Genomic DNA, 647 nt, shown 5'->3' on the forward strand with positions numbered 1-647 from the left:
CGGCCTCCTCGTGAAGTCCACCGTGATCATGAAGGAGAACCTGGAAGAGCTCAACCAGCGCGAGCTCGCCGCCAAGTACCCCGTCATCCTCGGCGGCGCCGCCCTGACCCGCGCCTACGTCGAACAGGACCTCCACGAGATCTACCAGGGCGAGGTCCGCTACGCCCGTGACGCCTTCGAGGGCCTGCGCCTGATGGACGCGCTGATGGCGGTGAAACGGGGTGTTCCCGGGGCCGTCCTGCCGCCGTTGAAGCAGCGGCGGGTGCCGAAGCGGGAGACGCCGCTGGAGGTGCGGGAGCCCGAGCCCGGCGGCCGTGGCGCCGTTCTGGGGCACCCGCGTCGTCAAGGGCATCCCGCTCAAGGACTACGCCTCCTGGCTCGACGAGGACGCCCTCTTCAAGGGCCAGTGGGGCCTGAAGGACACCGGGATCATCGAGAGGGAGGGCCGGCCGCGGCTGCGGGCGTTGCTCGACCGGCTCCAGACGGACCAACTCCTCGAAGCGGCCGTCGTCTACGGCTACTTCCCGTGCGTGTCCAAGGGTGACGATCTGATCGTCCTGGACGAGGACGGGGGCGAGCGGACCCGCTTCACCTTCCCCCGCCAGCAGCGGGGCCGCCGCCTCTGTCTCGCCGACTTCCACCGCGCC

1 pseudogene is annotated in these 647 nt (G+C 70.3%); it reads left to right on the plus strand.

The features are described from left to right. Positions 1-647: pseudogene (locus IF73_RS38405) on the plus strand (vitamin B12 dependent-methionine synthase activation domain-containing protein); the annotation flags it as partial.

It is taken from the genome of Streptomyces sp. NRRL F-5727, assembly GCF_000719555.1.
GTDB lineage: Bacteria > Actinomycetota > Actinomycetes > Streptomycetales > Streptomycetaceae > Streptomyces.